This is a genomic window from Streptomyces sp. R44 (genome assembly GCF_041053105.1).
GTDB lineage: Bacteria > Actinomycetota > Actinomycetes > Streptomycetales > Streptomycetaceae > Streptomyces.
In genome coordinates this window covers 4,072,868-4,098,399 of sequence record NZ_CP163444.1, presented here as the reverse complement: position 1 = coordinate 4,098,399, position 25,532 = coordinate 4,072,868, and the positions used below count along the sequence as shown (strand labels likewise).

At 71.9% G+C, this 25,532-nt stretch carries 29 protein-coding genes; 17 read left to right on the top strand and 12 right to left on the bottom strand.

Translation table 11 applies throughout. The annotated features are described in order from the left end of the window. Positions 1-11 precede the first annotated feature (11 nt). The gene (locus AB5J54_RS18860) at positions 12-1,580 is read right to left on the bottom strand and encodes an ABC transporter permease (RefSeq protein ID WP_369145081.1); all 1,569 of its coding nucleotides are present in this window, start codon (positions 1,578-1,580) and stop codon (positions 12-14) included. Continuing rightward, entirely contained in the window at positions 1,577-2,476 is a 900-nt protein-coding gene (locus AB5J54_RS18855; protein WP_369145080.1) for an ATP-binding cassette domain-containing protein, read from the bottom strand. The genes AB5J54_RS18860 and AB5J54_RS18855 overlap by 4 nt, the downstream gene beginning before the upstream one ends. 74 nt (positions 2,477-2,550) lie before the next feature. On the opposite strand from AB5J54_RS18855, the gene AB5J54_RS18850 reads away from it, so the two are divergent. Then, entirely contained in the window at positions 2,551-3,069 is a 519-nt protein-coding gene (locus tag AB5J54_RS18850; RefSeq protein ID WP_369145079.1) for a GbsR/MarR family transcriptional regulator, read from the top strand. On the opposite strand, the gene AB5J54_RS18845 is transcribed toward AB5J54_RS18850, so the two are convergent. Further along, positions 3,057-4,574, bottom strand: a complete 1,518-nt coding sequence (locus AB5J54_RS18845) for a hypothetical protein (protein ID WP_369145078.1) — start codon at positions 4,572-4,574, stop codon at positions 3,057-3,059. The genes AB5J54_RS18850 and AB5J54_RS18845 overlap by 13 nt on opposite strands. Before the next feature lie 42 nt (positions 4,575-4,616). After that, positions 4,617-5,357: a diacylglycerol kinase gene (locus AB5J54_RS18840; RefSeq protein ID WP_369149390.1), complete on the bottom strand. Its 741-nt coding sequence runs from the start codon at positions 5,355-5,357 to the stop codon at positions 4,617-4,619. 194 nt (positions 5,358-5,551) lie between these two features. Between AB5J54_RS18840 and AB5J54_RS18835 the strand changes: the two genes are divergently transcribed. Beyond that, positions 5,552-6,835 (top strand): adenylosuccinate synthase, encoded by a 1,284-nt coding sequence (locus tag AB5J54_RS18835; RefSeq protein ID WP_369145077.1) that lies wholly within the window; start codon positions 5,552-5,554, stop codon positions 6,833-6,835. 71 nt (positions 6,836-6,906) lie between these two features. Here the strand turns inward: AB5J54_RS18835 and AB5J54_RS18830 are convergent, their stop codons facing one another. Next, positions 6,907-7,737, bottom strand: a complete 831-nt coding sequence (locus AB5J54_RS18830) for an oxidoreductase (RefSeq protein ID WP_369145076.1) — start codon at positions 7,735-7,737, stop codon at positions 6,907-6,909. Positions 7,738-7,833: 96 nt separating this feature from the next. Between AB5J54_RS18830 and AB5J54_RS18825 the strand changes: the two genes are divergently transcribed. From AB5J54_RS18825 to AB5J54_RS18815, 3 genes are all read left to right on the top strand, one after another. Next, entirely contained in the window at positions 7,834-8,736 is a 903-nt protein-coding gene (locus AB5J54_RS18825; protein WP_369145075.1) for a LysR family transcriptional regulator, read from the top strand. 74 nt (positions 8,737-8,810) lie between these two features. Continuing rightward, positions 8,811-9,434, top strand: coding sequence for a DUF6232 family protein (locus tag AB5J54_RS18820; protein ID WP_369145074.1), 624 nt, complete (start codon positions 8,811-8,813; stop codon positions 9,432-9,434). After that, on the top strand, positions 9,431-9,769 hold the full coding sequence (locus tag AB5J54_RS18815) for a hypothetical protein (RefSeq protein ID WP_369145073.1): 339 nt from the start codon (positions 9,431-9,433) through the stop codon (positions 9,767-9,769). Before AB5J54_RS18820 ends, AB5J54_RS18815 begins: the two co-directional genes overlap by 4 nt. Here the strand turns inward: AB5J54_RS18815 and AB5J54_RS18810 are convergent, their stop codons facing one another. Both AB5J54_RS18810 and AB5J54_RS18805 read right to left on the bottom strand, forming a co-directional pair. Next, on the bottom strand, positions 9,770-11,626 hold the full coding sequence (locus AB5J54_RS18810; RefSeq protein ID WP_369145072.1) for a serine/threonine-protein kinase: 1,857 nt from the start codon (positions 11,624-11,626) through the stop codon (positions 9,770-9,772). A gap of 34 nt (positions 11,627-11,660) precedes the next feature. Beyond that, positions 11,661-13,187 (bottom strand): substrate-binding domain-containing protein, encoded by a 1,527-nt coding sequence (locus AB5J54_RS18805; protein ID WP_369145071.1) that lies wholly within the window; start codon positions 13,185-13,187, stop codon positions 11,661-11,663. A 184-nt stretch (positions 13,188-13,371) separates the two neighbouring features. Here AB5J54_RS18805 and AB5J54_RS18800 point away from each other — a divergent pair, with 184 nt between their 5' ends. The 3 genes from AB5J54_RS18800 (at position 13,372) to AB5J54_RS18790 (ending at position 16,071) form a co-directional block, all read left to right on the top strand. Beyond that, positions 13,372-14,322: an NADP-dependent oxidoreductase gene (locus AB5J54_RS18800; protein ID WP_369145070.1), complete on the top strand. Its 951-nt coding sequence runs from the start codon at positions 13,372-13,374 to the stop codon at positions 14,320-14,322. A gap of 101 nt (positions 14,323-14,423) precedes the next feature. Next, positions 14,424-15,047, top strand: a complete 624-nt coding sequence (locus AB5J54_RS18795; RefSeq protein WP_369145069.1) for an FMN-dependent NADH-azoreductase — start codon at positions 14,424-14,426, stop codon at positions 15,045-15,047. A gap of 133 nt (positions 15,048-15,180) precedes the next feature. Beyond that, positions 15,181-16,071, top strand: a complete 891-nt coding sequence (locus tag AB5J54_RS18790) for a glycoside hydrolase family 19 protein (RefSeq protein WP_369145068.1) — start codon at positions 15,181-15,183, stop codon at positions 16,069-16,071. Here the strand turns inward: AB5J54_RS18790 and AB5J54_RS18785 are convergent. Together AB5J54_RS18785 and AB5J54_RS18780 are read right to left on the bottom strand one after the other, a co-directional pair. Beyond that, positions 16,068-16,307, bottom strand: a complete 240-nt coding sequence (locus AB5J54_RS18785; RefSeq protein ID WP_369145067.1) for a DUF397 domain-containing protein — start codon at positions 16,305-16,307, stop codon at positions 16,068-16,070. The two genes, AB5J54_RS18790 and AB5J54_RS18785, sit on opposite strands and share 4 nt — an antisense overlap. Further along, a complete protein-coding gene (locus AB5J54_RS18780; RefSeq protein WP_369145066.1) occupies positions 16,304-17,140 on the bottom strand; it encodes a helix-turn-helix transcriptional regulator in 837 nt (278 codons plus the stop codon). Before AB5J54_RS18780 ends, AB5J54_RS18785 begins: the two co-directional genes overlap by 4 nt. 157 nt (positions 17,141-17,297) lie before the next feature. On the opposite strand from AB5J54_RS18780, the gene AB5J54_RS18775 reads away from it, so the two are divergent. Then, on the top strand, positions 17,298-17,711 hold the full coding sequence (locus AB5J54_RS18775; protein WP_369145065.1) for a hypothetical protein: 414 nt from the start codon (positions 17,298-17,300) through the stop codon (positions 17,709-17,711). Here the strand turns inward: AB5J54_RS18775 and AB5J54_RS18770 are convergent. Next, entirely contained in the window at positions 17,698-18,594 is an 897-nt protein-coding gene (locus AB5J54_RS18770) for a DUF3592 domain-containing protein (RefSeq protein ID WP_369145064.1), read from the bottom strand. The genes AB5J54_RS18775 and AB5J54_RS18770 overlap by 14 nt on opposite strands. Before the next feature lie 68 nt (positions 18,595-18,662). On the opposite strand from AB5J54_RS18770, the gene AB5J54_RS18765 reads away from it, so the two are divergent. From AB5J54_RS18765 to AB5J54_RS18745, 5 genes are all read left to right on the top strand, one after another. Then, complete coding sequence (locus AB5J54_RS18765) at positions 18,663-18,929, top strand: hypothetical protein (protein WP_369145063.1); 267 nt, start codon at positions 18,663-18,665, stop codon at positions 18,927-18,929. Next, positions 18,926-19,324, top strand: a complete 399-nt coding sequence (locus tag AB5J54_RS18760) for a type II toxin-antitoxin system VapC family toxin (protein WP_369145062.1) — start codon at positions 18,926-18,928, stop codon at positions 19,322-19,324. The genes AB5J54_RS18765 and AB5J54_RS18760 overlap by 4 nt, the downstream gene beginning before the upstream one ends. Positions 19,325-19,436: 112 nt before the next feature. Beyond that, the gene (locus tag AB5J54_RS18755; protein ID WP_369145061.1) at positions 19,437-20,798 is read left to right on the top strand and encodes an aspartate aminotransferase family protein; all 1,362 of its coding nucleotides are present in this window, start codon (positions 19,437-19,439) and stop codon (positions 20,796-20,798) included. A gap of 68 nt (positions 20,799-20,866) precedes the next feature. After that, positions 20,867-21,568 (top strand): GntR family transcriptional regulator, encoded by a 702-nt coding sequence (locus AB5J54_RS18750; RefSeq protein WP_369145059.1) that lies wholly within the window; start codon positions 20,867-20,869, stop codon positions 21,566-21,568. Between the two features lie 114 nt (positions 21,569-21,682). Next, on the top strand, positions 21,683-22,333 hold the full coding sequence (locus AB5J54_RS18745; RefSeq protein WP_369145058.1) for a hypothetical protein: 651 nt from the start codon (positions 21,683-21,685) through the stop codon (positions 22,331-22,333). Positions 22,334-22,381: 48 nt separating this feature from the next. Here the strand turns inward: AB5J54_RS18745 and AB5J54_RS18740 are convergent, their stop codons facing one another. Next, positions 22,382-23,086, bottom strand: a complete 705-nt coding sequence (locus AB5J54_RS18740) for an SLATT domain-containing protein (RefSeq protein ID WP_369149389.1) — start codon at positions 23,084-23,086, stop codon at positions 22,382-22,384. A gap of 281 nt (positions 23,087-23,367) precedes the next feature. Here AB5J54_RS18740 and AB5J54_RS18735 point away from each other — a divergent pair, with 281 nt between their 5' ends. From AB5J54_RS18735 to AB5J54_RS18725, 3 genes are all read left to right on the top strand, one after another. Continuing rightward, positions 23,368-23,703, top strand: coding sequence for a YbaB/EbfC family nucleoid-associated protein (locus AB5J54_RS18735; protein ID WP_369149388.1), 336 nt, complete (start codon positions 23,368-23,370; stop codon positions 23,701-23,703). Positions 23,704-23,769: 66 nt separating this feature from the next. Next, on the top strand, positions 23,770-24,369 hold the full coding sequence (gene recR, locus AB5J54_RS18730) for a recombination mediator RecR (protein ID WP_188271073.1): 600 nt from the start codon (positions 23,770-23,772) through the stop codon (positions 24,367-24,369). 35 nt (positions 24,370-24,404) lie between these two features. Next, positions 24,405-25,073 carry a DUF5063 domain-containing protein gene (locus AB5J54_RS18725; RefSeq protein WP_369145057.1) on the top strand — a complete coding sequence of 223 codons (669 nt, stop codon included), beginning with the start codon at positions 24,405-24,407 and terminating at the stop codon, positions 25,071-25,073. A 23-nt stretch (positions 25,074-25,096) separates the two neighbouring features. Here AB5J54_RS18725 and AB5J54_RS18720 read toward each other — a convergent pair whose 3' ends face one another. Beyond that, on the bottom strand, positions 25,097-25,495 hold the full coding sequence (locus AB5J54_RS18720) for a hypothetical protein (RefSeq protein ID WP_369145056.1): 399 nt from the start codon (positions 25,493-25,495) through the stop codon (positions 25,097-25,099). Positions 25,496-25,532 lie beyond the last annotated feature (37 nt).

Here is a 25,532-nt window from a genome sequence, read left to right as displayed (position 1 = left end):
CGAGGGGAGCCTCAGCCCCCGGCCACATCCCGCCGCCGCAGCCCCGCAAGCCCCGCCGCCGTCAGGGCCGCCGCCAGGGCCGTCAGGACCAGGACCGGCCCCCAGGCCATCTCCGGGCCCGGCAGCTTCGGCAGGTGGCCGAAGGGGGAGAGGTCCAGGACGCCCTGCGGCAGCCCGAGCGCCGGGCCGATCCAGCCGAGGGCCAGGCAGAGACCGGCCACGCCCCACCCGGCGGCCGCCGCCTTCGGGGCCGCGCCCCAGAGCAGGACCGCGAGTCCGGCGAGTGTCCACACGGCCGGGAGCTGGACGAGCGCGGCGCCCAGGACGGGCCCGAGGTCGTGCCCGTACGACAGGGCGAGGCCGAGCCCGGCGAGGGCCAGGATCAGCACGGAGCCGCCGAAGGCGATGACCAGGTGCCCGGCGGCCCAGCGGACCCGGCCCAGGGCGTTCGCGAGGAGCGGTTCGGCCCGGCCCGAGGTCTCCTCGCCGTGCGGCCGCAGCACGGACCCGACCGCGTACAGCGCCGCGAGCATCCCGAAGAGGGACACCATGGTGGCGAGGAACGCGTCGGTCAGCGCGTTCTGGCCGCCCATCCGCTCGAAGATCTCCCGGGCCCGTTCGTTGTCGCCGACGATGTCGGCCGCGCCCTCGACCATCCCGCCGAAGACGAGCCCGGCGAGCAGGAAGCCGAGCGACCAGCCGAGGAGCGTGCCGCGCTGGAGCCGCCACGCGAGCGCCCCGGCCGACCCGAGCCGCCCCTCCGCCGGGCCGGGCCGGGTCGCGAGGAAGCTCGCGCCGACGTCCCGGCGGGCGGTCAGCGCGTACGCCGCCGTCGTCTGGACCAGGACGGCCGCGGCGATCAGGAGCAGCACCCACCAGCGTTCGCCGGCGAAGGCGCGGACGTGCTCGGCCCAGCCGATCGGCGAGATCCAGGTGAGGACCGAGTCGCCGTCGGCGCTTCCGGAGTCCCCCGCCGCCCGCAGGGCGAACGCCAGCCCCAGGACGCCGGCCGACAGGCCCTTCGCGAGCCGGGCGCTCTCGGTGAACTGGGCGGCGAGCGCGGCCGTGGTCGCGAAGACCATGCCGGTGCCGCCGATCGCCAGGCCGAGCGCGAGCGCCCCGGCCGCTCCCTGTCCGGCGAGGCCGGCGGTGACGACGAGGGCGACGGCCGTGTTGAGGGTGAGCGCGGCGAGGAGGGCCGCCGTCAGCGGGGCCCTGCGGCCCACCGCCCCGGCGGACAGCATCTCCTGACGGCCCGTCTCCTCCTCCTCGCGGGTGTGCCGGACGACCACGATCAGGCTCGCGACGGCGGCGAGGACCGCGCCGAAGGTGCCGAAGCGCCAGGCGACGAGCCCGCCGAGGGAGTCGCCGAAGACCGGCCCGTACAGGGCGCGCATCGAGCTGTTGGCGGTCATCGAGGCCGCGACCTCGGCGCGTTCGGCGGCTGTCCCGTACAGCCCCTCCAGGGAGCCGGCGCCGCTCGCGACCATGCCGCCGGTGACGACCGCCCAGACGGGGAGCATCAGCCGGTCGCGGTGCAGGGCGAGCCGGGTGAGCGGTCCGGTGCCGGCGAGGCTCATGACGCCGCCTCGTCGGTGTAGTGCCGGAGGAAGAGCTCCTCCAGGGTGGGCGGGGTGGAGGTCAGGCTCCGTACGCCCGAGGCGGTCAGGGAGCGCAGGACGGCGTCGAGCTTGTCGGTGTCGACCTGGAACGACACGCGGTCGCCCCGCAGGTCGAAGCCGTGGACGCCGGGGAGGTGGGCGAGACCGTTGGGCGGTCCGGCGAGTTCGGCGGTGACGCTGGTACGGGTCAGGTGCCGCAGCTCCGCGAGCGAGCCCGACTCGACGGTCCGGCCCTTGCGGACGATGCTGATCCGGTCGCAGAGCGCCTCGACCTCGCTGAGGATGTGCGAGGACAGCAGCACCGTCCGCCCCTGCCGGCGGGCCTCCTCCACGCAGTCCTGGAACACCTCCTCCATCAGGGGGTCGAGGCCGCTGGTCGGTTCGTCGAGGACGAGCAGGTCGACGTCGGCGGCGAACGCGGCGACCAGGGCGACCTTCTGCCGGTTGCCCTTGGAGTAGGTGCGGCCCTTCTTGGTGGGGTCGAGCTCGAAGCGCTCGATGAGCTCGGCGCGCCGAGCCTTGTCGAGGCCTCCGCCGCCGCGCAGCCGCCCGTACAGGTCGATGACCTCGCCTCCGGACAGATTGCGCCAGAGGGTGACGTCGCCGGGGACGTACGCGATGCGGCGGTGCAGCTCGACGGCGTCCCGCCAGGGGTCGCGGCCGAGGAGCTGGGCGGCGCCGGAGTCGGGCCGCAGCAGGCCCAGGAGGACCCGGATGGTGGTGGACTTCCCGGCGCCGTTGGGGCCGAGGAAGCCGTGGACCTCGCCGGTCTCGACCGTGAGGTCGAGGCCGTCGAGCGCGTGGGTGCGCCCGAAGGACTTGTGGAGTCCGACGACGCTGATTGCCTTCGTCATGGTTCTGAACGTACGGTAGTTTCACAAATTTGTGAAGTTAAGGAACGGCGGAAAGCCGGAGATAGAGTCAGAGGATGGGTGAGAGCGAGATGACGAAGACCGACGGCGGCGACGAGGAAGCGGTGTCCCGCTTCGTCGAACGCTTCGCGGGGGAGATGACCGCGGCCGGCATGCAGCGCATGGCGAGCCGCGTCTTCGCGGCGCTCCTCGCCTCGGAGACGGCCTCCCTGACCTCGGCCGAACTCGCCGAGCGCCTGCGGATCAGCCCCGCGGCGGTCTCCGGCGCGATCGGCTACCTCACCCGGGTCGGCATGGTCAGCCGCGAGCGCGACCCCGGCACGCGCCGCGAGCGGTACGTCCTCCACAACGAGCTCTGGTACGAGACCTTCACCCGCCGCGACCAGGTACTGGTGCGGTGGGAGAAGGTCCTCCAGGACGGCGCGGAGACCCTGGGCCCCGACACCGCGGCGGGGCGCCGGACGGCCGAGACGGCGGAGTTCTTCGCCTTCCTGCACGGCGAGATGGCCGGGATCATGGACCGCTGGCGCGCCCACAAGCAGGGCCGGGCGGCCGAGGCCCCTCAGGAGGCCTGAGCCTCCAGCGGCGGGGCGAGCCGGTCGAGGAGCGCGGCGAACTCCTGCCCGTCCGGCTCGTGGTACGTCCCCGCCGGCCACAGCGGGCGCCCTTCGATCCACGGCACCACGAACGACCGGCGCTCGACGAAGTCCAGCCAGCCGTGCAGCGCGACCTTGCCGGCGGGTGCGGCGGGCAGGCCGCGGCGCGGATCCTTCTGCGGGCCGGGCGGAATCAGCGGGAGCACCGCCTCGGGCCCGGCGCCCCAGCCGCCGTACATCGGGAAGAGCACCAGGACGGGCCCGCCACCCTGCGGGTCGTACAGCAGGACGTACCGGCGCAGTAGGTGGACGGGCGCGGTCGCGGCCCGGGCCAGCACCCGCGCGGACCGCCTGCCGAAGGCCAGGAACCGGTAGACGGAGTAGACGAGCGCGAGCACGACCACCGCGCCGACGGCGTACAGCTTCAGCCGGTCCTCCTCCGGCGGCCCGGTCAGCGCGACGGCGCCCACGGCCGCGCAGAAGGTCAGCGCGATCAGCACCCGGTGCAGCCCGGCGGCCCGCCGCAGGCCCCGCACCCGCCACCACGCCACCTCGCGCACGTCCGCCTCCCGACGCGGCGCCCGGGCGGCCTTGGGCCCGGCCTGCCGACGGGCGTGCTCGACGAGCTCGGCGTACGTGGGCAGGGCCGGCGCGGGAGGCGCCTTGTCGAGTCGCACGGGAGGGCCGTCGGGGGAGCCGTCGACGGTGCCGGGACCGGGACCGGTGACGGAATCGCGGTCGGTGACGGAATCGCGGCCGGTGACGGGATCCAGGCCCTGTACGGGATCAGGGGCCTGCGCGGAATCCAGGCCCCGTACCGAATCCAGGCCCTCTACAGAATCCAGGCCCTCCACGGAATCCACACCCAGCACCCGCTCCGGCACCGCCCCCTGCCACTGCGGCTGTCGTGGCGTCGCCCGGTGCATCAGGCCCTCCGCCTCCGCACGCGCGACGACCCGGCGTCGCACGTGCCCGCCGCGCATCTGCTTCGCCCAGATCAGCTCGCCGCCGCCGGGCGGCGCCAGGACCCCGCCCACGCGCGGGTCGCCGCACCACCACAGCACGCCGTCCGGGCCCGGCCGCACCAGCTCGTAGCGCTGCCGGGTCGCGATCACGGTCAGCGGCCACGCCTCGGAGCGGTCCGGGGAGCGCAGCACGACGGTCGTCGCGGTCCGGCCGTGGCCGATCGCCACGGCGGGGTGTGCCGACCAGGTGCCCGAGCCGAGGGCCCGCCGCATCCGCCGCGCGATGATCCACGAGCCGATCCCGGCGCCCAGCGAGAGGATCCCGAACGCGGTGAACATGGCCGCGACCTGCTCGGCCCACTCCTCCCCGAGCAGCTCTCCCGCGGCGAGGGCGAGGAGGAGCAGCACCACCCCCGCGCACATCAGCCCGAAGATCTTCCCCCGGTACTCGTCCAGCGCCCGCGCCGTCGTCTCGACGTCCAGCGCGGACGTCACCGCACGCGTCTCCGCACGCGTCATCGCACTTCCCCCACCCCTGAGTACGTGTCCCCGCTCGTGAGGTTATGCGGCCTCGACGGGCAGTGTCAGCCCCCAGGCCCCCGCCCGCACCGTCCAGGTGCGCCGCCGCACCGGCCCCGTCAGCCGCCCGTCCGCGCGGTAGCGGAAGTCCGGGCCCGAGACCGTGACCGTCCCGGCGGTCGCGTGCCGCGTGGGGGCGGAGGCCGGGTGGACGGTCACCTCGGCCGTACCGCCGACGGGCCGGACCGTGAGGCCCTCAAGGGGAGCGTCGACGTCGGCGAGGAGGATCCCGTCCGCCTCTACCCGCAGCCGGGCGACGGGCGCGGGAGCCGGGCGGACCAGGGTGCGGACGAGGGAGCGGCAGGTGCCCCACACGGACGGCGCGGCGGCGACGGGGAGGGGCACGCCCGGGACCAGGAGGTCGCCGAGGACGACGCCGTCGCTGTCGTCGACGAGCAGGTCGAGGCGGCGTACGGCCCCGTGCAGGGCGACCCGGGCCGCTGCCGGCGTGGAGCGCGGCACGCCGAGCGCGTGGGCCACTTCCAGGGCGTCCTGGGGGCCGATCGGGACGAGCGAGAGGGCCCCCTCGGCGAGCTCCCGCTCGCGGTGCAGCAGGGCGACCGTGCGGAGCAGCGCACGGTCGTCGCCGAGCACGACGGGGCGCCGGGAGCCGCGCCGGGCCAGGGCCCGGGAGAATTCTTCCGGGCTGTCCGGCAGGCAGATCTTCGCCTCCGCGCCCGCGGACAGCACATCTTTCGCGATCCGTACGGACTCGCCGTCCATTCGGCGGGCGACCGGGTCGACGATGACCAGCAGCTGGTCGTGATCCGACACCTCGGTCCTTCCTCGGGTAGCATCTTTGTGCAAGAGCCCCTTGCGCTATTGCGCCAGGGGCTTCGTCTATTCCGGGGCACACCGGTGAGGCGGCGTACGCCCCCTGACCTTGGACATGCCCCACCCGGAAGGGGTGTACGCCTGTGCCCGCACTTGTGCTGCTCGGTGCTCAGTGGGGTGACGAGGGCAAGGGAAAGGCCACCGACCTGCTCGGTGGATCCGTGGACTACGTGGTGCGTTACCAGGGCGGCAACAATGCCGGCCACACGGTCGTCGTCGGCGACCAGAAGTACGCGCTGCATCTCCTCCCTTCCGGAATCCTCTCCCCGGGGTGCACCCCGGTGATCGGAAACGGTGTCGTCGTCGACCCGGCGGTCCTGCTCTCCGAGCTGAGCGGACTGAACGAGCGCGGCGTCGACACGTCGAAGCTCCTGATCAGCGGCAACGCCCACCTGATCACCCCGTACAACGTCACCCTCGACAAGGTGACGGAACGGTTCCTCGGTAAGCGCAAGATCGGCACCACGGGCCGCGGCATCGGCCCGACCTACGCCGACAAGATCAACCGCGTCGGCATCCGGGTCCAGGACCTGTACGACGAGTCGATCCTGGAGCAGAAGGTCGAGGCGGCGCTGGAGGGCAAGAACCAGCTGCTCGCCAAGCTGTACAACCGCCGCGCGATCGAGGCGGAGCAGATCGTCGAGGAGATGCTCCAGTACGCGGAGCAGATCAAGCCCTTCGTCGCCGACACGACGCTGATCCTCAACAAGGCGCTCGACGAGGACAAGGTCGTGCTCTTCGAGGGCGGCCAGGGCACCCTGCTCGACGTCGACCACGGCACGTACCCCTTCGTCACCTCCTCGAACCCGACCGCGGGCGGCGCCTGCACGGGTGCGGGCGTGGGCCCGACGAAGATCTCCCGCGTCATCGGCATCCTCAAGGCGTACACGACCCGCGTCGGCGCCGGCCCGTTCCCGACGGAGCTCTTCGACGAGGACGGCGAGGCGCTGCGCCGCATCGGTGGCGAGCGCGGTGTCACCACCGGCCGTGACCGTCGCTGCGGCTGGTTCGACGCGGTCATCGCGCGCTACGCGACCCGTGTGAACGGCCTGACGGACTTCTTCCTCACCAAGCTCGACGTCCTCACCGGCTGGGAGCAGATCCCGGTCTGTGTCGCGTACGAGATCGACGGCAAGCGCGTCGAGGAGCTGCCGTACTCGCAGACCGACTTCCACCACGCGAAGCCGATCTACGAGATGCTGCCGGGCTGGTCGGAGGACATCACGAAGGCGAAGACCTTCGCGGACCTCCCGAAGAACGCGCAGGCGTACGTGAAGGCGCTGGAGGAGATGTCGGGCGCCCCGATCTCCGCGATCGGCGTCGGCCCCGGCCGCACGGAGACGATCGAGATCAACTCGTTCCTGTAGGCCTGTAGGCCTCTAGGCACGCCGGAAGGGCCCGCACCCGAGGGAGGGTGCGGGCCCTTCCGTGTGTCCGGTCAGGCGTCGAACTTCGTGTCCCGGCCGACCTTGTCCCACGCGTTCAGGTCCGCCCGGACCTGGTCGAGGTGGGCGTGGATCATGTCGATGGAGTCGTCGCCGAGGGCCAGCCGCAGCGGCGGCTCGTCGGCGGCGAGCGCGGTCAGGACCGCCGCAGCGGCCTTCGCCGGGTCGCCGGCCTGGCCGCCGTCGCCGCCTTCGACGAAGGCACGGGTGGCGCCGACCGTGTCGGCGTAGTCGGCGATGGTGTCCACGCTGAGGCTGCCGTTGCCGAAGAGGGACGTCCGGAAGGCGCCGGGCTCGACGATGAGGACGTGGATGCCGAGCGGCTTCACCTCGGCGGCCAGCGCCTCCGACAGGCCTTCGAGGGCGAACTTCGTCGCGCTGTAGGCGCCGAAGCCGGGCATCGAACCCTGGCCGCCGACACTGCTGAGCTGCACGATCGCGCCGGAGCGGCGGGCCCGCATGTGGGGCAGGACGGCGCGGGTGAGGGCCGCGGGCGCGAAGACGTGCACGTCGAAGAGCGAGCGCAGTTCGTCGTCGCCGGTCTCCTCGACCGAACCGACGTGGGTGCGGCCCGCGTTGTTGACCAGGACGTCGATGCGGCCGTGCCGCTCGGCGACCTCGGCCACCACACGGTCGACGGCGGCCAGGTCGGTGACGTCCAGGGTGACGGCGTGGACCTGGTCGGGGTGGGCGGCGACCAGGTCGTCCAGGGTGCCCGCGCGGCGCGCGGCGGCGACCACCACGTCCCCGGCGGCGACCGCCGCCTCGGTGAAGGCGCGCCCGAATCCGCTGTTCGCACCGGTGATCAGCCAGACCTTGCTCATGTGCGTGTTCCCCTGCTGCTCGATTGCTCGCTGTCCCAACAAGCTTGGGACAGTGGGACGTTGTCCGTCCAAGATCCGCCGTGATAGCCAGAGGGCATGGACGTGCACGGGCGGGATCTTCGGTATTTCCTCGCGGTCGCCGAGGAGCTCCACTTCACGCGGGCCGCCGAGCGGCTGTACGTCTCGCAGCCCGCGCTCAGCAAGCAGATCCGGGCCCTGGAGCGGCAGCTCGGCGCACCCCTCTTCGACCGGGACCGGCAGGGCGTGGCCCTCACGCCGGTCGGTGCGGCCCTGCTGCCGCACGCCCACGCGGTGCTCGCCGCGTGGGCGGAGGGGGAGGGCGCGGTGCGCGCCGCCCGGGCCGAGCGGGAGGCCACGCTCAGCATCGGCATGTCGACCAGCCCCGGCCGGAGCGGCCTGCTTCCCGCGATCCGCTCCCGCTTCACCGAGAAGCACCCGGCGGCCCGGCTCCGGCTGCGCCAGATCGGCTGGGACGACCCGACCGCCGGGCTCGCCGACCGCACCAGCGACCTGGCGTTCGTCTGGCTCCCGCTGGTCGGCGCCGAGCGCTTCCGCTGGGTCGTCGTCGCCACCGAGTCGCGTCTGATCGCCCTGTCCGAGCGGCACCCGCTGGCCGGCCGCGAGCGGATCGCGTTCGCCGACCTACTCGACGAGCCCTTCCTCGCGCTGCCCGGCGCCGTGGCCCCCGAACTCCGCGACCACTGGCTGGCCCTGGACGCGCGGGACGGCCGCCCGGCCCGGATCGGCGCCGAGATCGGATCCACCGACGAGACGTACGAAGCCCTCGTCGACGGCCTCGGCATCTGCCTGGTCGCCGAGGGCAACGCCCCGCTGCTCACCCGTGGCGGCGTCGTCGTCCGCCCCGTCGACGGCGTCTCCCCGACCAGCTTCGCCCTCGCCTGGCGCGCCGACGACTCCCGCCCCCTGGTGCACGACTATGCCCGTGCGGTGTCCGAAGTCGTCTCACGGGAGGCCTGAACTCGCCTTGTTCTGCGGGAGAGTCGAGTGCTTAATGGGGCTCCACTTCGGCCCGCCACAGCACAGGGGGAAGCATGGGAACACCAGCACCGCCGCCCACACCGCCACCACCGCCGTCCCACCCGCCGCATTCCGGAATCGCCGCGTCGGCGGCTCTTCCGCTGGTCATCAGCAAGCGGCTGCTCTGGGTGAGCGGCGCGGCCTATCCGCTGGAGAACATCGTCCGCGTCTACACCTTCGTGCTCCGGCCCCGTAAGGCTGATGCCGTCCGCGTGTTCGTGAAACGGGTGGTGCTCACGCTGCTCGCGGCGCTCGCGATCGGCCTCGTCGCCTTCCTGGGCCAGGTCTTCGCCCGGGGAGAGGGGCCGGGCGGCTTCACCGCATTCCTGTACCAGATCTCCATCCTGGGCGTCATCGGTGCCCTGATCTGGTTCACGGTCGACATGCTGGCCGTCGTCACCGCGTCCGCCCACGACGTGCTGGCCATCGAGACGAACGGCCGGTCGACCGCGATGGTCTCCGGGGACCGCCGGTACCTGAACGAACTCGTCGTACGGATCGCGTCCGCGATCGACGAACCGGACGCGGAGCTCACCGTCACGGTGGGGGCGCTCACGATCAGCAACCCCAGCAACTACTACTTCGGCGACGCCGTGAACATCTACGGCGGCAGCGGCAACACGGGAGTGTCCAAGTGACGAGCGGGAACCACCACTACTACGGGGACGCGGTCAACATCAACGGCGGCCAGGGCCACACCGGCATCGTCCACCACCACGCCCCGCAGGCGAGCCTGGAGGAGACGCTCCGGGCCGTCGTGGAGCTCGCGCGGGCGCTGCGCGGCGAGGTGCCGGAGGAGGACCGGTCCTCCATCGACGACGCGCTGCCCGTTCTCGCCGCCGGCCCGTCCGCCGAGGCAGGGTCCCGGCGCCGCTCGCTGATGGCCCTCGCGGCCGTCGCGGCCACGGTCGGCGCGATCGGGCAGCCGCTCCTGGACTCGGTCAGGGCGGCCCTGGAGCTGCTCGCGAGGTGACTAGTCCCGGACGAACTCCGCCGGTTCCCCGTCCGCGCTCATCCCGTAGACCTGGAGCCGTTCCTTGCCCTGGTAGCGGACGATGCGGAGGTTGCTGGAGCCGTTCTCGGCGCAGTCCGGGTCCCAGGTGTCCGGGTCGCGGGTCTCGGGGCCGATGACGAGGAGGGAGCCCGCGCCGCCGACGAGGGCGGTGGTCGCGCAGCGGATGGTGCCGGAGAGCTGGTTCCCCTGGTCGTCCGTGCGCGGATACGCCTGCTCGAAGCGTACGAGCGGCGCGCCGACCGGGCCCTGGGTGACGGTGACCACGTAGGACCAGCGGTCGGGGTCGGGCTGGGTCACCGTGTCCGGCGCCTGCTTCCAGGTGCCGACGAACGCGGCGGGGACGATGTTCGTGCCGGTCCTGACCCGCTGGAAGGTGCTCTTGGCGACGCCGGAGCCCCATTCGACGACGTCGGTCGAGCGCAGTGTGAGGGTCTGGCGGGCGGCCGGGGTGCAGCGCTGGGCGGGCACGCTCTCGGTGATCTCGGCCTCGCCGAGGACGAGTTCGCTGTCGGTGGCGGAGATCAGGGTCGCCCGGCCGATGCAGAGCTGTTCCCCGGTGACGTGGGTGTAGACGGCGGCCTTGGCGCCGGCCGCGCCCTGGGTGATCTCGATCCGGCTGGTCTCGTACGGGGCGTCCGGCTTGCCCTTGAGGACGCCCTCCCAGGCGCCGAGGAAGGCGGCGGGGACGATCCCGGCGGCGGGCCGGGTGGGGCCGGTGGTGACGTTCCTGCCCCCGCCCCCGCCGCCGGTGGTGCCGCCGTTCCTGGGCCAGTACGTGTAGGCGGCGCCGGCCGCCGCCACCACCACGAGCGCCGTGACGGCCGCGAGCAGCGCGGTACGGCCCCGGCGCCGGGGCGCGGCGGGCGCGGTGGGGGAGGTGGTCCCCGTGGGCGGCGGGGGAGTCTCCGAAGCCTCCGCGCTGCTGCCCTCCGCCTCCAGGAGCTGTGCCGCGTGCCGTCCGAGCCGGGCCAGGACGTCCGCCGGGAGCCACGGGTCGGCGACCGGGAGCGTCTCGACGATCTCGGTGGCCGTGGGCCGGGCCGCCGGGTCCTTGGCGAGGCAGGCGCGGATGAGTCCGGAGAGTTCGGGCGGGAGGTCCGTCAGGTCGGGCTCGTCGTGCGCGATGCGGAACATGGTGGCGTGGACGCCGCTGTCCACGGTGCCGAAGGGGGCGCGGCCGGTCGCCGCGTACGCGAGCACGGACCCGAGGCAGAAGATGTCCGAGGCGGGCGAGACCTGGTCGCCGCGGACCTGTTCGGGCGACATGAAGCCGGGGGAGCCGACGACGGCCCCGGTGGTGGTGAGGTTGCCGCCGTCGGAGACGTGGTCGACGGCGCGGGCGATGCCGAAGTCGATGATCCGCGGCCCGTCGACGGTGAGCAGCACGTTCGACGGCTTGAGGTCGCGGTGGACGAGTCCGGCGGCGTGGATGTGGTCGAGGGCGCGGGCGAGCCCGGAGGCGAGGGCCCGGACGGTCGCGGGCGGCAGCGGCCCGAACTCGTCGCCGACCACGGTCCGCAGCGAGGGCCCCGGCACGTAGCCGATGGCGACCCACGGCGACTCGGCGGTGGTGTCGGAGCCGAGGACGGGCGCGGTTCCGGTGCCGCCGACCCGTTCGAGGGCGGCGACCTCGCGGGCGAACCGGCGCCGGAACTCGTCCTGGGCGGCCAGTTCCGCGTGCACCACCTTGACCGCGACGGTCCGCCCGCCGGCCGAGCGCGCCAGGAACACCCGGCCCATCCCGCCGACCCCGAGGCGGCCGATCAGACGGAACGGGCCGACGCTGACCGGATCTTCCGCGTTCAATGACTCCACGTCGCCAGAGCATGCCAGACGAGGAGATCGGCGATCAGCCCTCTCCGCACACCGGAAGTCCCTTCGGGGTCGCGCAGGGCAGGTGCCCGTGCGCGCTGATGACGTCCTGGCCGCGCCCCGACCGGAGGTACGTGAGGAAGCTGGCGGTCAGGGAGTCGGTCGGGGGCAGGCCCCGGGTGTAGGCGTACTCGATCTCCCGGTACGGGTAGCCGGACTCGCCCAGTTCCGCCACGACGGGCCGCCGCCCGTCGACGGCCACCCGGTGCAGGCCCTTGCGCCCGTCGGTCGCGCGGAGTTCGGAGTAGCCGAGGGCACCGGGGAGCTGGGCGACGGTGGCGAGGACCTGTTCGGTGGAGTCGAGTTCGCAGCGGATGACCTTCGACTCGGGGTCGTCGGAGGTCTGGCAGTCCTGGGAGGAGTTGGCGGGCTCGTTGCGTTCGAGGACACGGCGCTGGAAGACCTGCCGGGTCCCGGAGTTGGCGTCGCGGCTGACGAGGAGGACGGGCCGGTCGAGGCCGGGGACGAGCTCGCCCCAGTTGTGGATGTCGCCCCGGTAGACGCGCCGGATCTGGTCGAGGGTGAGGTCGTCGAGGGGCACGCCGTCGTTCACGACGACGGTGAAGAGGGAGACGGCGACCATGTTCTCCCGCAGTTCGGGGAAGCCGCCGGGCTTGCGCCCGTCGGAGAAGGCGATGACGGAGCCCTTGTCGGGTCCGGCCGCGGCCAGCTCCCGGATGCCGGCGGTGGAGCCGTGCACGTCGACGGTGACCGTGGAGCCCTCACAGTCCTTCTCGTACCGCTTCGCCGCCTCGCGCAGGGCGGGCGCGAAGGCCGTCGAGCCGGTGACGGTGAGGGTGCCGCGGGCGCAGCCGATGGGCGGCGGGTTCTGCTCGCGGACGATGATCGCGGCGAGGGCCATGACGCAGGCGGTGAGGACGATGGTGACGGTCCGGGCGGTGGGGCTGAACCTGGCCGGTTTCTCGTCGGGGGTGGTGCTCCGGTTGCGCCGGATGGAGCCGCCCTGGAGGCTTCCGTCGATCTTGATGTCGCGGTCGGCGACGCCGCCGGAGAGCTGGACGAGCAGCTTGAAGTACTGGCCGCGTTCGAGGGCCACCTTGGGGACGAGGACGGCGCTGCCGTTCCGGCCGAGCTTGGGGGAGCGCTCCAGGTCCTCCCGTACGGAGTCCCAGGCGGAGGGGATGGTGGCGACGACGCCCTGGACGGTCCGCTCACCGAAGGTGATCTTCAGTCCGTGGGGGTCGGCGGAGGCGCCGTAGTCCTCGGAGGCGATGTCGAGCTCGCGGTCGTTCTCGATGCGGAGGAGGACGAGCGTGGAACCGTCGGCGGGCGCGGCCATCCCCACGACCTGGCCCTCCCGCACCGTCATGACCTCGCTGTCCTGGTTCTCCTCCCGGTGGAGCGGGGTGTTGAGCTGCACGCGGTAACCGAGCCGCTTGCGCTGCGGCGAGAACCGGTCGATCCAGACGACGGCGAGCGTGACCAGGACACCGACGAGGGCCGTTCCCACGGCGATGACGTTCTCTGCGGTTATCCACTCCATGGCCGGGACGGTACGGACGCCTGTACGAGGGCGGGGGCGGCGTAGCGGGCCGCCACCTGGACTTCGCCGTTCGTTCAGACGCCTTCCCGCGGACACCTCCCCAGGTGGACCGACAGAGGTTGCCCGGGGCTGCGGAGCGTGGGTGTAATGGCCACGAGGGGGCCTTCCGTCTGAGGAGTACCCCATGCGCGTCGTCGAAGTGACCGCCTACGGCGGACCCGAGGTTCTCCGCATGGCCCGCCGGCCGAAGCCGGAGGCCGGGGCCGTCCCGGGCAAGGTGCGGGTGGCCCTGAGGGCGGCCGGGGTGAACCAGGCCGATCTGCGGATCCGCGCGGGCCGGTACGCCGACGCGGTCGGCGATCTCAGGCCCCCGTTCGTCCTCGGGACGGACTTCGCGGGCAAGCTGCTCGATCCCGTGCCCGGAGAGCCGGGGATGACGGTCGGCACCCGTGTGGCCGGATTCGTGCCCTGGTTCGAGATGCTGACGGGCGACGGCACGTACGCCGAGATCATCTGGGCCGACCCGGAGTGGCTGGCCCCGATCCCGGAGGACGTGGACTTCACGGTGGCCGCGTCGCTGCCGCTGGCCTCGGCCACCGCCCAGCAGGGCCTCGAACGGCTGAACCTTCCGGCGGGCGCGAGCGTGCTCGTGACCGGCGCGAGCGCGGTGGTGGGCCGCCTGGCCGTCCAGTACGCCCATGCGGCCGGGCTGCGTGTCGTGGGCGTCGCCCACGAGGGCGACGAGCCCGAACTGCGGGTCATCGGCGCGGACCACGTCGTGCCGCGCGGCATCCCGGAGGACATCGTCGCGAAGGTCCACGCGGGCGACCCGGACGGGGTCGACGCCGTCTTCGACGGGGGACTCATCGGCGCCGAGCTGCTCCCGGTGGTCAAGGACGGCGGCGCGTTCGCCGCGCTGGCCCCCGACCGGGTGCCGGCCGCCGAGCGGGACATCCGCGTCGAGACCGTACGGGCCGTCCCGGACGCGGCCGGGCTCACGGAGAGCCTGCGGAAGGTGGCGGACCGGGAGCTGATCACCCGGGTGGCGGACGTGATGCCCCTGGAGGAGGTCGCGGAGGCGCACCGCAGGGCCGAGGCGGGGCACCGGCCGGGCCGGATCATCCTGATGATCTGAGGGTGACCGGGGTCACAGGGAGAAGGGGCTGGACCTCAACTTTGGTTGAGGAAGAAAGATCTCTTTCACCAGCCCCCGCGACTCCCCAGGAGACGATCCCCATGGCCACGCTGCTGCACATCGACACGTCCTTCAACGGCGACGACTCCCACTCCCGCGCCGTCACCGCCGCCTTCCGCAAGGCCTGGGAGGCGGAGCACCCCGAGGGGACGGTGATCTACCGCGACCTCGCGGAGGAACCGATCCCCCACCTGGAGGCCGCCGCCTACTACGCGGACAGTACGGCGCCCGCCTTCGCACTGCGCGGGAGACTGATCGAGGAGGCCGAGCGGGCGGACGTGATCCTGCTCGCCGCGCCGATGTACAACTACACGATCCCCTCCACCCTGAAGGCGTGGCTCGACCACGTCTTCCTCGTGGGCCGCACCTCGATCGCCGAGCACCCCTCGCTCGCCGGCAAGCGGGCCGTCGTCGTCACCAGCCGGGGCGGCTCCTACCGTGAGGGCACGCCCCAGCACGGCAACGACTACGTCGAGAACTACCTCCGGCTCGCCCTGGGGGAGATGTTCGGCCTGGACGTCACCTTCATCGCCCCCGAGCTGACCCTGGCCCCGCACGTCCCGGCGATGGCCGGGCTCGTCCCGCTCTTCGAGTCCTCCCGCACGGAGTCCATCGCGGCGGCCGAGTCCCTGGCGAAGGAACTGGCGGTGCGGGTGGCCGCGTAAGGCCGCACCTTCGGAGGACGACCCCACGGTGGCGCCGTGGGGTCGTTTTCTGGTCTAGACCTTGACAGGTTCAGACCAATCGCGCTTCGCTGTGGCTTCCCACCCGGACCCCACCCGGAAGGAAGTACGCACCATGCTGCGCAAGTTGGTCACCCTGATGGCCGCGCTCTGTACGGCCGTCGGCCTCGCGGTCCTCCTCCCCACCGCCTCGGCGGGCGCCGCCCCCGCCTGCGTCGCCGCCTGGAACTCGGGCAGCGTCTACACGGGCGGCATGACCGCCTCGTACAACGGCCACAACTGGTACGCCAAGTGGTGGACCCAGAACGAGCGCCCCGGCTCCTCGGACGTCTGGCGCGACGAGGGCGCCTGCGGCACCGGCGGGGGCGGCACGGACCCGAACCCCTCCGGATTCGTGGTCTCCGAGGCCCAGTTCAACCAGATGTTCCCGAACCGGAACCCCTTCTACACGTACGCGGGCCTCGTGGCCGCCCTCAAGTCCTACCCCGGCTTCGCCACCACCGGCAGCGACACGGTGAAGAAGCAGGAGGCGGCGGCGTTCCTCGCGAACGTCTCCCACGAGACGGGCGGGCTCTACTACATCGTCGAGCAGAACACGGCCAACTACCCCCACTACTGCGACACGACCCGGCCCTACGGCTGCCCGGCCGGCCAGGCCGCGTACTACGGCCGGGGCCCGATCCAGCTCTCGTGGAACTTCAACTACAAGGCGGCCGGTGACGCCCTCGGCATCGACCTGCTGAACAACCCGTGGCGGGTGGAGCAGGATCCGGCCGTCGCGATGCAGACGGGCCTCTGGTACTGGAACACGCAGAACGGCCCGGGCACGATGACCGCGCACAACGCGATGGTCAACGGCGCCGGCTTCGGCCAGACCATCTGGGCGATCAACGGCAGCCTGGAGTGCAACGGCGGCAACCCGGCCCAGGTCCAGAGCCGGGTCACCAAGTACCAGCAGTTCACCCAGATCCTGGGCGTGCCCGCGGGGGCGAACCTGTACTGCTAGAGGGTCAGGCCGGCGACAAAAGCGGTCCAGGCGGCGGGCTCCACGACGAACGTGGGCCCGTCGCTGACTTTGGAGTCCCGGAGGTGGACGGCGTGGGCGCAGGTGGCGACCTCTACGCAATTGCCGCCGCTGTCACTGCTGTAGGAGGACTTGCGCCAGGCGAAGGCGACCTCGACGCAGTTGCCGCCACCGCTGTCGCTGTAGCTGGACTTGAACCAGTGCAGGGTCTCGCTCATCTCCGTACTCCCGCCAACTCCTCGATGACGCCCAGCGACCTGCGCGGATCCAGGGCCTGTGCCCGGATCTTCGCATACCGCTGCCTGTACGTACTGACCTTCGTCCGGTCGGTGATCAGCAGGCTCTCGTCCCCGATCTCCAGGTAGGTGACGAGGTCGTGGGCCGGAGTCTCCACCACGTTCACTTCCCCTCGCGCACCTGCGTACTCGCCACCCAACCCCGCGTCCAACGGCAGTACCTGAAGAACCACGTTTCTCCTCCGGGCGCACTCTGCCAGGTAGGTCAACTGCTCCCGCATGATCTCCGCGTTCCCGATCGCCCGCAGGAGCACCGACTCGTCAAGCACCAGCTCGATCTCGCATACCGGCTTCCGGTCGAACAACGCCTTGCGGGCCATTCGACCCGCGACGAGCTCCTCAGTGCGCTCCTGCGTGGGCTCCGGGCACCCGCCCGCGATCAACGCCCGCGCGTACGCCTCCGTCTGGAAGAGTCCGTGGACGACATGGTTCGCATAGAGCCGCAGGCTCACCGCCTTCTGCTCGATCGGCGCGTACCCCCGGAACTGCTCCGGCAGCTTCTCCAGGCGTACGAGTTCCCTCAGCTCCTCGAAGAAGCCCGTGCCGCCGCCGAGGCCCCGTTCGAGCTGGACCAGCATGTCGTCGCTCACCGGATGGATGAGCCGTTCCATCGCGCTGATCGCCGCTCCCGTGAAGCCTGTCTGGCTTCCCAGGTACTCCTGTGTCCAGCCCTTCTTCTGCCGCATTCTCTTCGCCACGGCGGCCGCCGTCCTGGCCGCAGGGCCCACCGTTTCCTTGTTCTCGGCTCGCGCCATTCACGCTCCCCATTCGGACTCAACCGATCTCAACCGGTCTCAACTGCTCCCCGCCGAATTCGACTGCGTTGAGGGTGTGTTGGCGCAGGTCAAGGGGTTGCCGACGCGCCCGCCGCAGTCGTGGAAAACGCTAGCGCCGACGCGGGAACATGGTGCTGTGAATGCAGAGAATCGGGAAGTTGATGTGAGTTGGATTCCTGTTTCCGGATTCCAACTCCGCAAGGCGGGCGTACAATTCGACGCCGTTCGAGTGGACGGTGACGAAGGGCGCCGGCTCGCCGACTGGATGGAGGCGCTCACCGGGGGAGACCCGGGGCCCGTCGTCATCGAGGCGAACGGCCGGCGCGGGGTCTATTTCCTCGTACCGCCCGGCTCGACGGCCCGCCGCCCCTGGCCCCGCGGGGTGACGCGCTTCAACGCGAGCCCGGCGCATGTGAGTTACGTACCGGTCCCGGCCCTCACCGGCCGCACCTGGCCCCTGGCGTGGCGCTTCCCGCCGACGTGCCCGGACCGTTTCGTGCATCCGCTGCTGCTGCGGAGTGCGGTGAGCGAGCTGTTCACACCCTCTTGACGACCCAGGTCAGGGCCAGGGCGGGGGTCAGGCTGGAGACGAGGGCGTACAGCTGGTCGTGGCCCGCCACCTGGAAGTCCAGGGCCTTCGGGAGGAGCAGGACCAGGCCGGTCAGCAGGACGGCGAGGGCGGGCAGGTGGACGCCGGGGTCGAAGCGGCGCAGTCGGTGCAGGTCGTTCGCGTCGCCCATCGCCTTGATGGTGAAGCCCGCGACCAGGATGAGGGGCCAGATCCAGAGCCCGAGGAAGGCGACGAGGAAGAGGCGGACCGTGGAGCGTCTGCCGTCCTCGACGACGGGGGTGTTCGGGTCGCGGGGCGCGAAGTAGACGTCGACCTTGCGGCCGGGCCGGGGCGCCTTGAAGCGGGTGTACATGCCCCGGACGGTCACCTCGCGGGGGCCGGCCTCGTACGGGATCCGCAGGGTGAGGTCGGTGAGGTAGTACGGATCGTGGTCCTCGTCGCCCTCGTGGAACTCCGGCTCGCCGGCGAGGCGGACGACGGTGACCTCGTACTCGGCGTACCCGGCGCGCTCCAGGCGCTCGGTCTCGCGGCCGTAGGAGCCGCTGACGGTGAAGGCCGTCAGGAAGGCGGCGAAGGTGGCGAAGGGGACGCCGAAGCAGAGCACGTACCGCAGGACGGGGTTCGGCTTCCGGGTGTCCGGGCGGGGCTTGTGGAGCGGGTCGCGCTCGCGGGCCCCGGCGCGGTACGAGGCGAGGACCCAGCCCGCCGCGAAGAGCGCCGCGAGCCCCGCGAGGGCCAGCTCGGGGACGAGCGGCGGGTGCGGGGAGACCCCCCAGAGGGCGGCCACGACGGCGGCCGCCCCGCTGAGGACCATGCCCCAGCCGGTGAAGGCGGTGGCGGCACTGCGCGCTGACGTGCTCATGGCGCGGAGCCTAGACGGGGCGGGTCGTTCGATTGTATGCATGCAGATATGCATGCAATCATCGGGGCATGGTTGCACTGCAGATTCGTGATGTGCCGGAGGAGATGCGCGACCGGCTGGCGGCCATAGCGGGTGAGCGCGGCCAGTCGTTGCAGGCGTACCTGTTCGACGTGCTGACGGACGAAGTGCGGCGCCGGGACAATCTGGCCGTCCTCCAGGGCTTCTCCCGTGGGCGGTACGGCACTCGGCTCGGTACCGCCGACGTTCTGGGGGTGCTGCGCGCCGAGCGTGCCGAACGGGATGCGGGACTCGGTGTGCCTGGAGATGACGAGTGATCGTCGTCGACGCGTCCGTCTTCGCGTTCTCGCTGCTCGACGAGGGGCCGATCGGGGACCGGTGTCGCGCCGCCCTCGCAGCCGACAGCAGGTGGATCGCGCCGGAGCACTGGACGATCGAGGTGCTCTCGGTGATTCGGGGCAACCTGCTGGGCGGAAAGATCTCCAAGGAGCACGCGGAGGACGCCGTCGCCGCCCTTGCCAAGTTGGAACCTGTCGTGCCGTTGTCGCGGGTGCTTCTCCCCCGGATCTGGGAGCTGCGGGGAAACCTCACCGCCTACGACGCGGCCTACGCCGCGGCGGCGGAGGCGTACAGCTGTGCGCTGGTCACCGCGGACGGCCGCCTGGCCCGTGCGTCCGGCATTCGCTGCCCCGTGGACGTGATCGTCGGCTGAGCGCCCGCCGCGCCGCTCACCGCCCCGACCGGCAACGTGTCGGGTCCGCCACGGTCTCGGTGGACAAGATGGTGATGGCCCGTCCCACCTGCGGTTCCTTACCCTCGGTCCCATGACCCCTCATGTCGAACCCGATCCTCAGGCCGGCGCGGCCGTCAAGGCCGCCGACCGCGCGCACGTCTTCCACTCCTGGTCCGCACAGGGACTGATCGACCCGCTCGCCGTCGCCGGCGCGGAGGGTTCGTACTTCTGGGACTACGACGGCAACCGCTACCTCGACTTCACCAGCGGCCTCGTCTACACCAACATCGGCTACCAGCACCCCAAGGTCGTCGCCGCCATCCAGGAGCAGGCCGGGAAGCTCGCGACCTTCGCGCCCGCCTTCGCCGTGGACGTCCGCTCCGAGGCCGCACGCCTCATCGCCGAGCGCACCCCGGGCGACCTGGACAAGATCTTCTTCACCAACGGCGGCGCCGAGGCCGTCGAGAACGCCGTCCGCATGGCCCGTCTGCACACGGGCCGCCACAAGGTGCTCTCGGCCTTCCGCTCGTACCACGGCGCGACCTCGACCGCGATCAACCTGACCGGTGACCCGCGCCGCTGGGCCTCCGACACCGGCTCCGCGGGCGTCGTGCGCTTCTGGGCGCCGTTCCTGTACCGCTCGCCCTTCTACGCCACCACCGAGGCGGAGGAGAGCGCGCGGGCCCTCCAGCACCTGGAGGACACGATCGCCTTCGAGGGTCCGGCGACGATCGCCGCGATCATCCTGGAGACCGTGCCCGGCACCGCCGGCATCATGACCCCGCCGCCCGGCTACCTCGCCGGCGTCCGCGAGATCTGCGACAAGTACGGCATCGTCTTCGTCCTCGACGAGGTCATGGCCGGCTTCGGCCGCACCGGCAAGTGGTTCGCCGCCGAGCACTTCGACGTCGTGCCCGACCTGATGACCTTCGCCAAGGGCGTGAACTCCGGCTACGTGCCGCTCGGCGGCGTCGCCATCAACGCCGAGATCGCCGCCACCTTCGAGAAGCGGCCCTACCCCGGCGGCCTGACCTACTCCGGTCACCCGCTGGCCTGCGCCGCCGCCGTCGCCACCATCGACGTGATGGCCGACGAGAAGGTCGTCGAGCACGCCGCCCACATCGGCGAGAACGTCCTCGGCCCCGGCCTGCGCGAGCTGGCCGAGCGCCACCCGTCCGTCGGCGAGGTCCGCGGCATGGGCGTCTTCTGGGCGCTCGACCTGGTCAAGAACAAGGAGACCCGCGAGCCGCTCGTCCCGTACAACGCGGCCGGCGAGGCCAACGCCCCGATGGCCGCCTTCGGTGCCGCGGCGAAGAAGCAGGGCCTGTGGCCCTTCATCAACATGAACCGCACCCACGCCGTTCCCGCCTGCAACGTCTCCGAGGCGGAGGCCAAGGAGGGCCTGGCGGCCCTGGACGCGGCGCTCTCGGTGGCCGACGAACACACCGTCTGACCGCGGAACGGAGAGGCCCCTTCCGTCTGGACTAGGGTGTCCGGAACCGGACGGAGGGGGCCCGACCCATGCCCGCGAGCGGAGCTGTCACTCGCAACACCTTGCGACAGCAGATCGCGGACGCGCTGCGTGACGAGGTGCTCGCAGGGCGTCTCCAGCCGGGCGAGGAATTCACCGTCAAGCAGATCGCCGAGCAGTACGGCGTCTCCGCGACGCCCGTCCGCGAAGCCCTCGTCGACCTGTGCGCGCAGGGCCTCCTCGACTCCGACCAGCACCGCGGCTTCCGGGTCCACCAGTACTCGATCGCCGACTACCGGGGCATGGTCGAGGCCCGGATGCTCGTCGTCGACGGCATCTTCCGCCGCCACGCGCCCGCGACGACCCCGCCGCCGGAGCCCGACCACAACATCGGCGTCGCGCTCGTCTCCATAAGGCGCCGGGGCGAGGCCGCCGCCCGCGCCGCCCGCGCCGGGGACCTCGACATCCTCATCGGCTACGACATCCGCTACTGGCGCGAGCTGGGGCGGCTCGTCTCCGCCAACGACTACATCGCCGACTTCCTGCACAAGCTCCGCGTCCAGGCCTGGGTCTTCTCGGTGCCCTTCCTGCGCTCCGAGCGGGACGTCCTCGGCTGGCTGTGGAGCGGACACGTGGAGCTGGTCGACGCGATCACCCGCGGCGACGCGGAGGCCGCCGTCCAGGTCGTACGGGACTACAACGCGCACTCGCTGGAATGGGCGGACAGGCTGGAGGCTCGGACCGTCCGCTGATCCGGTGATCCGGGTTGAGGCGGGGGCTCCGGGGGCAGGTGGTCAGCGGGTGGGCGTCGTCGGCCCGGCCGACTACCCTGGCCGTCCCTGCAACTGACGGAGAGCGAGCCTCCCTTGGCCTGTGACCTGTGGCTGGTCCCCCTCGTCGACGTGCTGTGCCACAGCCCCGACAACCCCTTCGCCGAAGAGATAGCGGCCTACGACGCCGTGCTGACCGCCTCGGGCCTGCCGACCGTGCCCGTCTACGCGTACATGCCGGGGCTGTCCGGCGACGTCGCCCCGGTCGCCGGCTTCGACTACGAGGCCCTGCACTTCCTGCGCCGCGCCTACCTGCTCCAGATGTGCGGGCTGCCGGTCGAGCCGGTCGGCGAGCTCGGCGGGGACTACGAGCAGCTCCTGGAGATGTTCGAGGCGACCGCCCAGCAGTCCCACCTGGTCTGGCACTACGACCACGCGGGCGCGTACGTGCCGGTGGACTTCCCGGTGCCGCTGGCCAGCGACGAGCTGCTGGAAGGCGGCGGGCCGCTCGGCTCCTCGTACGGGCTCCTGCGGGAGCTGGAGTTCGTGGCGCCCGCCCTCGGCATCGACCCGGCGAACCCGCCGGCGGCCCCGCAGCCGCCGGACCGGCCCACCACCCTGGAGGAGCCGGCCGCGGCCGTGCCGTACGAGGACCACCCCTTCGCCCGGGAGCGGCACGTGTGGCTGGGGCTGCACGCGGCGGCGACCCGGAGCCTCGCCCAGGGCTCGATGATCATCCTGAGCTGAGCTGAGCTGAGCTGAGCTGAGCTGAGTCCGTCCGGCCCCCGGATCGCCCTAGCGGGCCTCCGGGGGCCGCTGGCGCGGCATGTTCGGGCGGGTGCCCGGCGGCAGCGGGAAGCGGCCCGAGGGGTGCGAGCTCTCCGCCCTGGCCGGGACGACGCCGACCGACTGGAGCGCCAGCGGCGCCGGGCCCGAACGGAACTCGACCATCCAGTCCGCGGTCTCCGCCCGTACCAGCTCCGTCACGTCCTCGGAGAAGCGGCGCAGCACGCCGAGACAGCGTTCGGCCGCCTCGCTGGCCGTGCCCTCCGTGGGACCGAGGACCTCCCGGACGCTCTCCGAGGCCCAGTCGAACTGGAGCGCCTGGAGGCGGCGCTGCACGGCCTGGGCGGTCGCCACGTCCCTTATCCAGCCGGACGTGAGGCCGAAGTACCGGTCGCAGGCCAGGCAGGCGGCGCCGAGCAGCAGCGACAGATAGCCCCAGCCCGCGGTGCCCTCGGCGACCCCGGTCAGGTCGAGCAGCGGGAGCGCGGCACCCGCGATCACCCCGGCGGCCGTGCCGATCCGCAGGATCCGGGCGGCGCGGCGCTTCCAGACGCGGTCGGAGAGGTACCACTCGGCGGTGCGCAGGGCGTTCGCCTCGACCCAGCGGTACAGCTCGTCGAGCCGTTCGGCCGGCTCGCCCCAGTCGCCCAGGGGGAACGGCGTACCGGTCAGATCACGGGTGACGTCTCCCCCGGGGGGCCCCGGCGGCTGCATCTCCGGCTGCTGGCTCACCGGGGGACTCCTCTGTTCAGCTCAGCGCTCGTGTCCTTCTGTGACGTGCGGTGCACGTGGTGCCTGCCCTTCCTACCGCCGAATGGTGGGCGATGGGCCCGGAATCCCGGGATTTCCGCCCGCAAGAGGGTCTTGATCAGGTAGAGAGGCCCGCAGTTTCTCACTCGAAAGAGTTGCGTCGGCACCCCGGTCGAGGAGCACGTAGGCTCGGCATACCGACGTTCCGATGACCAGGACGTTCCGACCAGCAGGAGTGAGTGACCGTGATCCCCGGTGGTGGCCAGCCCAACATGCAGCAGCTCCTCCAGCAGGCCCAGAAGATGCAGCAGGACCTGGCCCGGGCGCAGGCGGAGCTCGCCGCGACCGAGGTCGACGGCCAGGCGGGCGGCGGTCTCGTCAAGGCGACGGTCACCGGCTCCGGCGAGCTGCGCGGCCTGGTCATCGACCCGAAGGCCGTCGACCCGGAGGACACCGAGACGCTGGCCGACCTGATCGTCGCCGCCGTCCAGGCCGCCAACGACAACGCGCAGCAGCTCCAGCAGGCCAAGCTCGGCCCGCTGACCCAGGGCATGGGCGGGATGCCGGGCCTGGGCTTCTGAAGCCCTTCTAAGGCTCGCTTCCAGCCACTACCGTAAGAATCAAGCACTCCCGAGAAGGGCGTTCCGGTGTACGAAGGCGTGGTTCAGGACCTCATCGACGAACTGGGCAGGCTGCCCGGCGTCGGTCCCAAGAGCGCGCAGCGGATCGCCTTCCACGTCCTCCAGGCGGAGCCCACGGACGTCCGCCGTCTCGCGCACGCGCTCCTGGAGGTCAAGGAGAAGGTCCGGTTCTGCGCGGTCTGCGGGAACGTGGCGCAGCAGGAGCAGTGCAACATCTGCCGCGACCCGCGCCGCGACCTGACCGTCATCTGCGTGGTCGAGGAGCCCAAGGACGTCGTCGCGATCGAGCGGACCCGCGAGTTCCGGGGGCGGTACCACGTCCTCGGCGGCGCGATCAGCCCGATCGAGGGCGTCGGCCCGGACGACCTGCGCATCCGCGAGCTGCTCGCGCGGCTCGCGGACGGCACCGTCACCGAGCTGATCCTCGCGACCGACCCGAACCTGGAGGGCGAGGCCACCGCGACGTACCTGGCGCGGATGATCAAGCCCATGGGGCTCAGGGTGACCCGGCTCGCGAGCGGCCTCCCGGTCGGCGGCGACCTGGAGTACGCCGACGAGGTGACCCTCGGCCGTGCCTTCGAGGGGCGGAGGCTGCTAGATGTATGACGACAGGGCCGGTGCGCTCTCAGGGAGGCTGCTCGATGTCTGACGCCACACTGCACTCCGTCACGCAGGATCCGGACGACTTCGCGGTCCAGATCTCCGACTCGATCGAGAGCTTCATCGTCGCCACGACCGAGGTCGCCAAGGGCGACGAGCCGGACAGCGCCGTCCCCTTCCTGCTCCTGGAGATCTCCCAGCTGCTCCTGGCGGGCGGCCGGCTCGGCGCGCACGCGGACATCGTCCCGGACGAGCGGTACGAGACGGACACGGGCCCGGAGCCGGACGTCGACGAGCTGCGCGAGCGGTTCGCGGTGATGCTGGACCCGGTCGACGTGTTCTCCGAGGTCTTCGACCCGTACGAGCCGCGCAAGGCCCCCGTCCCGGCGCGGATCTCCGACAACCTCGCCGACATCGTCACCGACCTGCGCCACGGCCTCGCCCACTACCGGGCGGGCCGCACCAGCGAGGCGCTGTGGTGGTGGCAGTTCTCGTACTTCTCCAACTGGGGCCCGACCGCCTCGGCCACCCTCCGCGCCCTTCAGTCCCTCGTCGCCCACGTCCGCCTCGACCAGCCCCTCGCGGCCCTCGACGGCCTCGACACGGACGAGGACCTCACCGAGGACGACCTCGCCGAGGAGGCGGGTCGCGTGATGCTGGAGGAGATCGCGACCCCCCTGGGCCTGCGCGGCCGCCCGCTCGCGAAGTGAGCTTGAGCTTCAGGCAGTGAGCTTCAGGCAGTGAGCTTCAGAAGGGCGCTGATGTCCTTCTCGTACGTGAACTCGCGCAGCAGCGTCCCCCAGCCGCCGTGGGGGGCGCGCCGCCAGACGAAGGTGTAGAACACGGGCAGGCCGTCCTGCACGCGGCGCATGACGATCGAGCCGTACGCGTCGTACGTGCTCGTCGTGAGGAACGTCGCGTCGTCGACGGACTCCCCGATGCTCACGCCCCGCGCCTTCAGGGCGCGGAACCGGCCCATGAACATGTCCTTCGTGAGCGTCACGGTCCGGCCCTCCTCGTCGCAGCGGACGTTCTCGAAGGCGGGGTCGTACGTCGCGTCCAGTGCCTCGACGTCCATCGCGAGGCCCGCGTCCAGGTAGGCGCGCATCCGGTCCACCAGGGTCTCGTCCATGATCGGCTCCTCTGCTCGGTGCTGTCTGTGGTCCCAC

Coding starts and splice junctions, on each gene's coding strand:
- AB5J54_RS18720 (WP_369145056.1), bottom strand. CDS start 25,495: ATGGACGAGACCCTGGTGGACCGGATGCGCGCCTACCTGGACGCGGGC.
- AB5J54_RS18825 (WP_369145075.1), top strand. CDS start 7,834: ATGGACGTGCACGGGCGGGATCTTCGGTATTTCCTCGCGGTCGCCGAG.
- AB5J54_RS18795 (WP_369145069.1), top strand. CDS start 14,424: ATGGCCACGCTGCTGCACATCGACACGTCCTTCAACGGCGACGACTCC.
- AB5J54_RS18820 (WP_369145074.1), top strand. CDS start 8,811: ATGGGAACACCAGCACCGCCGCCCACACCGCCACCACCGCCGTCCCAC.
- AB5J54_RS18840 (WP_369149390.1), bottom strand. CDS start 5,357: ATGGACGGCGAGTCCGTACGGATCGCGAAAGATGTGCTGTCCGCGGGC.
- AB5J54_RS18725 (WP_369145057.1), top strand. CDS start 24,405: ATGTCTGACGCCACACTGCACTCCGTCACGCAGGATCCGGACGACTTC.
- AB5J54_RS18805 (WP_369145071.1), bottom strand. CDS start 13,187: ATGGAGTGGATAACCGCAGAGAACGTCATCGCCGTGGGAACGGCCCTC.
- AB5J54_RS18790 (WP_369145068.1), top strand. CDS start 15,181: ATGCTGCGCAAGTTGGTCACCCTGATGGCCGCGCTCTGTACGGCCGTC.
- AB5J54_RS18770 (WP_369145064.1), bottom strand. CDS start 18,594: ATGAGCACGTCAGCGCGCAGTGCCGCCACCGCCTTCACCGGCTGGGGC.
- AB5J54_RS18800 (WP_369145070.1), top strand. CDS start 13,372: ATGCGCGTCGTCGAAGTGACCGCCTACGGCGGACCCGAGGTTCTCCGC.
- AB5J54_RS18850 (WP_369145079.1), top strand. CDS start 2,551: ATGGGTGAGAGCGAGATGACGAAGACCGACGGCGGCGACGAGGAAGCG.
- AB5J54_RS18780 (WP_369145066.1), bottom strand. CDS start 17,140: ATGGCGCGAGCCGAGAACAAGGAAACGGTGGGCCCTGCGGCCAGGACG.
- AB5J54_RS18860 (WP_369145081.1), bottom strand. CDS start 1,580: ATGAGCCTCGCCGGCACCGGACCGCTCACCCGGCTCGCCCTGCACCGC.
- AB5J54_RS18765 (WP_369145063.1), top strand. CDS start 18,663: ATGGTTGCACTGCAGATTCGTGATGTGCCGGAGGAGATGCGCGACCGG.
- AB5J54_RS18755 (WP_369145061.1), top strand. CDS start 19,437: ATGACCCCTCATGTCGAACCCGATCCTCAGGCCGGCGCGGCCGTCAAG.
- AB5J54_RS18845 (WP_369145078.1), bottom strand. CDS start 4,574: ATGACGCGTGCGGAGACGCGTGCGGTGACGTCCGCGCTGGACGTCGAG.
- AB5J54_RS18785 (WP_369145067.1), bottom strand. CDS start 16,307: ATGAGCGAGACCCTGCACTGGTTCAAGTCCAGCTACAGCGACAGCGGT.
- AB5J54_RS18830 (WP_369145076.1), bottom strand. CDS start 7,737: ATGAGCAAGGTCTGGCTGATCACCGGTGCGAACAGCGGATTCGGGCGC.
- AB5J54_RS18740 (WP_369149389.1), bottom strand. CDS start 23,086: ATGCAGCCGCCGGGGCCCCCCGGGGGAGACGTCACCCGTGATCTGACC.
- AB5J54_RS18855 (WP_369145080.1), bottom strand. CDS start 2,476: ATGACGAAGGCAATCAGCGTCGTCGGACTCCACAAGTCCTTCGGGCGC.
- AB5J54_RS18750 (WP_369145059.1), top strand. CDS start 20,867: ATGCCCGCGAGCGGAGCTGTCACTCGCAACACCTTGCGACAGCAGATC.